Origin of the sequence: Paramuribaculum intestinale, assembly GCF_003024925.1 — a bacterium.
In the GTDB taxonomy this organism is placed as follows: Bacteria; Bacteroidota; Bacteroidia; order Bacteroidales; family Muribaculaceae; genus Paramuribaculum; species Paramuribaculum intestinale.
The window spans coordinates 1-5,147 of the sequence record NZ_PUED01000164.1 but is presented as its reverse complement, the minus strand read 5'-3'; the positions used below and the strand labels follow the sequence as shown (position 1 = coordinate 5,147).

3 protein-coding genes and 2 pseudogenes are annotated in these 5,147 nt (G+C 57.3%); 3 read left to right on the top strand and 2 right to left on the bottom strand.

Annotated elements, in window-relative coordinates; translation table 11 throughout:
* From C5O24_RS14060 to recA, 3 genes and pseudogenes are all read left to right on the top strand, one after another.
* Window positions 1–374, top strand: a pseudogene (locus tag C5O24_RS14060) (hypothetical protein); the annotation flags it as partial.
* Complete coding sequence (locus tag C5O24_RS10610) at window positions 371–1,369, top strand: lipoate--protein ligase (protein WP_107034944.1); 999 nt, start codon at window positions 371–373, stop codon at window positions 1,367–1,369. The pseudogene C5O24_RS14060 and the gene C5O24_RS10610, both read left to right, overlap by 4 nt.
* Window positions 1,370–1,668: 299 nt before the next feature.
* A pseudogene (recA, locus tag C5O24_RS10605) lies at window positions 1,669–2,697 on the top strand (recombinase RecA); the annotation flags it as partial.
* An 869-nt stretch (window positions 2,698–3,566) separates the two neighbouring features.
* Here the strand turns inward: recA and C5O24_RS10600 are convergent.
* Together C5O24_RS10600 and C5O24_RS14055 are read right to left on the bottom strand one after the other, a co-directional pair.
* On the bottom strand, window positions 3,567–4,859 hold the full coding sequence (locus tag C5O24_RS10600; RefSeq protein WP_107034942.1) for a hemolysin family protein: 1,293 nt from the start codon (window positions 4,857–4,859) through the stop codon (window positions 3,567–3,569).
* Window positions 4,856–5,147 (bottom strand): hypothetical protein (locus C5O24_RS14055; protein WP_205961094.1); only part of this gene is annotated, 292 nt, incomplete at its 5' end. The genes C5O24_RS14055 and C5O24_RS10600, both read right to left, overlap by 4 nt.

Sequence of the window (5,147 nt, the reverse complement as noted above, 5' to 3'; positions counted from 1 at the left end):
AGCTTCACTCGCCCAAGTCAAACTGGCTTGCGATACGCACTTTTGACGTGAACCCTCTCACGCCCGAACGCCTCGGCAACAACCTCACCGCTCCTGATGACAAAGCCGTAAGGGCATTTGACAGCAACCCTGCGACCGAATACGCAGTAAAAGGGGAGATAGCCTTTGACCGCAAGCCCGACACCAAGAGCCTGACACTGCTGCTCGGCACCCCGGGCACCGGCTGCACCCTCGTGGAACTTGACGGCAAGGGCAACACCATACGCACCACTCCGATCAGCTCACAACTCGTCAAAACGGCGCTCGACGAAGCCACAACGAGAGTGAAACTGCTCGGCCCCTGCACCGTCTACGAAATTATCGCCGACAAATGATCTACGCACAACTTCCCACAGAGGGCGACCATATCGGTCGCCCTCTGCCATTCTATCTCGCGATGGAGGAGTGGCTGGCGCGGCGTGAAGGCCCGGACAGCTATTTCTTCATGTGGCAGGTTGACCCGACTGTGATATGCGGGCGTCATCAGGATGTGGAACTGGAAACCGATCTGGACTTCTGCCACAGCCACGACATAAGGGTGGTGCGCCGCAAGAGCGGCGGCGGCTGCGTATATGCCGACCGCAACAACATAATGATGAGTTATATCACTCCTTCGGCCGACGTGATGACCACCTTCGGCGAATACACCTCCGGAGTGGCGTCCATGCTCCGCTCTCTCGGCCTCGACGCCACGGCCGACACATCGCGCAACGACGTGCTGATCGGCGGCCGGAAAGTGTCGGGCAACGCCTTCTATCACCTGCCCGGACGGAGCATCGTGCACGGCACAATGCTGTATGACACCGACCGGGCGATGATGGCCGGAGCGATCACTCCCTCACGCGCCAAAATGCTGTCGAAAGGGGTGAAATCGGTCGAAAGCCGCATCACCACCGTCAAGGAACACTCCACCATCGGCATAGAGGAGTTCAAGCGAGCCGTGAGGGAGAGTCTATGCGGCGGCCATACACTGACTCTGACCGACGCCGACATAGAGGAGATAGAACGCATGGCCGAAGAATATTTTGCCGACAGCTGGCTCTACCGACGGCGCAGCCGAAGCGGTTCGGGGCGTCGCATAGAAGGAGTGGGCGAGATACGTCCGCGTGTCATAACCGGCAGCGACGGACTGATAGAGCGCGTGGAACTGTCGGGCGACTTCTTCGCCATCACCGATCCCGAAACCGAACTGAAAGAACGTCTAAAGGGAGTGGCTCCAGAGCTCGAAGCGATAGCAACTGCTCTTGAGGGATGGGACGCCTCACAGTATGTGGCAGGGCTGACGACGGAGGTGCTTGCGACCCTGATAAGTGAAGCGATCCAGAAATAAGTTATTTTTAGAGAGTGTCTGAAATGTATAAAAGGCAACGAGGAGATGTTCTCTCAACGTCTCCTCGCTTAGATAATAAACCAATCATTATCACATTTCTTGCAATGGAAAAAGTAATTTTGCTATGTACCAATAAAACGCGGCCGAATCCGGAAAGTTCGGTGCAAGAGGAAAAACTTTGATCGTTGGCGTTTTTTAACCGGTATGTGCAGTGTTTCTGCCCAAGAAAATTCGTAACTTTGCAGTGAGCGACAGGGCCGCACGCACTGTCGGCCACAACCCTCAAACCATAAGCGAACATGGAAAAGAAAAAAACAACCTCAAAAAAAGATAAAGAGGCAGTAGACCCCAAGAAGGCACGCCTCGACGCCCTCGCTGCCGCAATGCAGAAGATCGAGAAGGATTATGGCAAGGGGGCCATAATGAAGCTCGGCGACGACAATATCGAGGATGTAGACGTGATACCTACCGGATCGGTGAGCCTCAACTACGCCCTCGGCGTGGGCGGCTTCCCGCGCGGACGCATCATAGAGATCTATGGACCCGAGTCGTCGGGCAAGACCACTCTGGCCATCCATGCCATAGCCGAAGCCCAGAAGCTTGGCGGCATAGCAGCGATAATCGACGCCGAGCACGCTTTTGACCGGTTTTATGCCGAGAAACTGGGTGTGGACGTGAACAACCTGCTCATATCGCAGCCCGACAACGGCGAACAGGCTCTGGAAATCGCCGAACAGCTGATACGCTCCTCGGCGATCGACATACTGGTGGTAGACTCCGTGGCGGCTCTGACTCCCAAGAGCGAGATCGAGGGGGATATGGGCGACCGCAACGTAGGCCTTCAGGCACGCCTGATGTCGCAGGCCATGCGCAAGCTTACGGGCACGATATCGCGCACCAACACCACGTGCATATTCATCAATCAGCTCCGCGAGAAAATCGGAGCGATGTTCGGCCCGTCGGAAACGACTACCGGCGGCAACGCTCTGAAATTCTACGCCTCTGTGCGCATAGACATACGTTCGAGCACGACGATCAAGGATGGCGAGAATGTACTCGGACGCCACACCAAGGTGAAGATCACGAAAAACAAGGTGGCTCCTCCGTTCAAGCGCGCCGAGTTCGACATAATGTTCGGCGAAGGAATATCGCGCAGCGGCGAGCTTGTGGACATGGGCGTTGAATATGGGATCATCCAGAAGAGCGGCTCATGGTTCAGCTACGACGGATCGCGTCTGGCACAGGGTCGCGACGCCGCCAAAAAGATGCTTCAAGACAATCCCGAGCTGGCCGACGAGATCGAGGCCAAGATAATGGAAGCTCTGAAGGCATCGGACGGCAACAGTACGCGCAAGAGTGCTTCCAAAGCCGAAAAGCCATCGACCAAGGCTCAGTCCGAGGATGCTGAGGATAACGCTGACAACATAGACGATCTCGACTTCGACAGCGATCTCGACGATGAGGAGTTCAGAATCGACGAAGAATAATATCAACTTCATAGAGGCGGCGCGCCGGCTAAAAAGCTGACGCGCCGCTTTATTTTCAGGGGGGGGATAGGAGGTGGCTACGCTATTGGCCTAGGCTGGCGCGGGCGGCTGATCTCGCAAGCTCCGCAGCTCAGCCGAGTGTGGGGCGGCTCCGGCTACCCCGGTCTACGCGGCACGCGCTCCCCGACCCCGCTAACGCGTGGCGGGATTGGCGTGACGCTCCGAACCGGGGATTCTGTCTGCCCGCCCCCTCCGGGGCTCCGAGGGTGTCAACGCCATCCGGTCGGGAGGGAGGAGGGAGAAGAGAGAGCGAGGGTGTCAGCGCATGAGGAGGGACGACCGTGAAAGCAGGGAGGAGGAGGGGGAGATAGGGAGATGGCGCGCGAGGGCGTCAGCGCCAGCCGGTGGGAAGAGGGGAATCGGAGTGATCAGAATAATCGGAGAGCGAGGGTGTCAACTCATCCTACGGGGAGAAAGAGGTGGTCAATAATAGGCGAGAATGTCTGCTTCTTCGTATATGAGCCGATACCGAGATGAGGAATTGATGAGTGGACTGTCCCTGCGGCTCATCTACGAAGATCCGCGAGAGTACGATACTACACTCCCACCAAGCCGTCCTGCGGACGTCATGGCGGGGTTTACAAAGGTCGGTGGTCTACGACCACCTCAACGGGGAGGGAAGAAGTCAGAGGAAGTGGGAAAATGAGGGGTCAGGCGGATGGAACCGGAGCGGAGGTGGCGGGGGCGATGCGGATGAGTTCGAGACGAGTGGCGGTGCGGCGCACTATGGTGAACAGTTTGCCGTCGATCTCTATCTGCTCGCCCTGTGATGGGATAGCTCCGACGTTGTGGAGTATGTAGCCGGCGAGTGTCTGGTAGTCATCGTCCTCGGGGATGTCGACATGATAGGTTTCGCGCAGTGTCTCGATCTCAATGCGGCCGCTGCACTCGTAGACTCCCGGCTCTATCTCGCGCGCCATGGTGCGCGATGTGTCGTGCTCGTCCTGTATGTCGCCGAATATCTCCTCCACAAGATCCTCGAGCGTGACGAGTCCGGCGGTGCCTCCGAACTCGTCGACCACCACCGCCATGGAGCGTTTTTCGGACAGCAGCCGCTGCATGAGCTTCTTGGCAAGCAGTGTTTCCGGGGCGAACACCATAGGCTTGATGGCCGTGCGCCAGTCGTTGTCGGGCTTGAACAGCTCGCTGACGTGGATATATCCCTTGACGTTGTCGATATCTTCGTCGTAGACCACGATCTTGCTTCGTCCCGACGATGTGAACAGTCTGCTCAGCTCGTCGCGCGTAGTGGTGGCCAGATTAACAGCGACGATCTCGTTGCGCGGCTGCATACAGTCGCGTATATGGGTTGTCGAGAAGTCGAGAGCGTTGTGGAATATCTTCACTTCGTTTTCGACCGGAGCCTTCTGCGGGTTGACCTCGTCGATAGTGCGGTCGAGATATGAATTGAGATCACCGACCGACAGCATGCCCATGCGCGGGGAGTCGCTCTTGAATCCGCATAGCTTCATGAGCGCACGCGAGAGCCACGACGTGAATGCCGACACCGGCCAAAGCAGCAGGTAGAAGAGGTAGATCGGCAGAGCGAACACACGGAGCGATATGTTGGGATTGATGCGGAAGATGGTCTTGGGGAAGAATTCGCCGGTAATGAGTATCACGCCTGTGGAGATGAGGGTGGAGAGTATGAGCACTATGGCCTGATTGAGATGATAGTGCTCCAGCCAGCATTTTTCGATAAAGAACGCCGCACCCATGCCATAGATGACGAGCATGATGTTGTTGCCTACGAGGATTGTGGATATGAAGAAGTCGGGATCGGCATAGAAGCGTCCGAGAATGCGGCTGAGCATTCCTCCCTTCTTCACGTCGAGTTCGACTCTGACACGGTCGGAGGTGATGTAGGCTATCTCGGTGCCGGAGAAGAGTGCCGAGAACATCAGTGAAACGAGGGTGAGTACAAGCCAGGCTACAGGTGTCATTGTTGGTCGTTGATCTTGATTTTATGCAGTCGTTGCGGAACAGGTTTATGGGGTCGTCGTGCAGTGTCGGGCACAGCCACTGCCTTTGCCGGAGCCGGTCGGGCGGATGCCGCTTCAGGCTCTTTGCGCTTGCGGTCGGATGGGCGATAGCGCACCGTGGCCGAGTCGGTCGCAACCGACGCCGTGGATGAAACCGAATCGGAAGCGGCCGGGGACGGATCACCGGGCGTGAACTGCTGCACGGGGAGGATCGCCGGAACAGTGCGCACCCGGAAGGCGGTACTGGTA

Bases quoted from the DNA above. Each gene is read 5' to 3' on its own strand.
- C5O24_RS10610 (WP_107034944.1), top strand. From the start codon at position 371: ATGATCTACGCACAACTTCCCACAGAGGGCGACCATATCGGTCGCCCT.
- C5O24_RS10600 (WP_107034942.1), bottom strand. From the start codon at position 4,859: ATGACACCTGTAGCCTGGCTTGTACTCACCCTCGTTTCACTGATGTTC.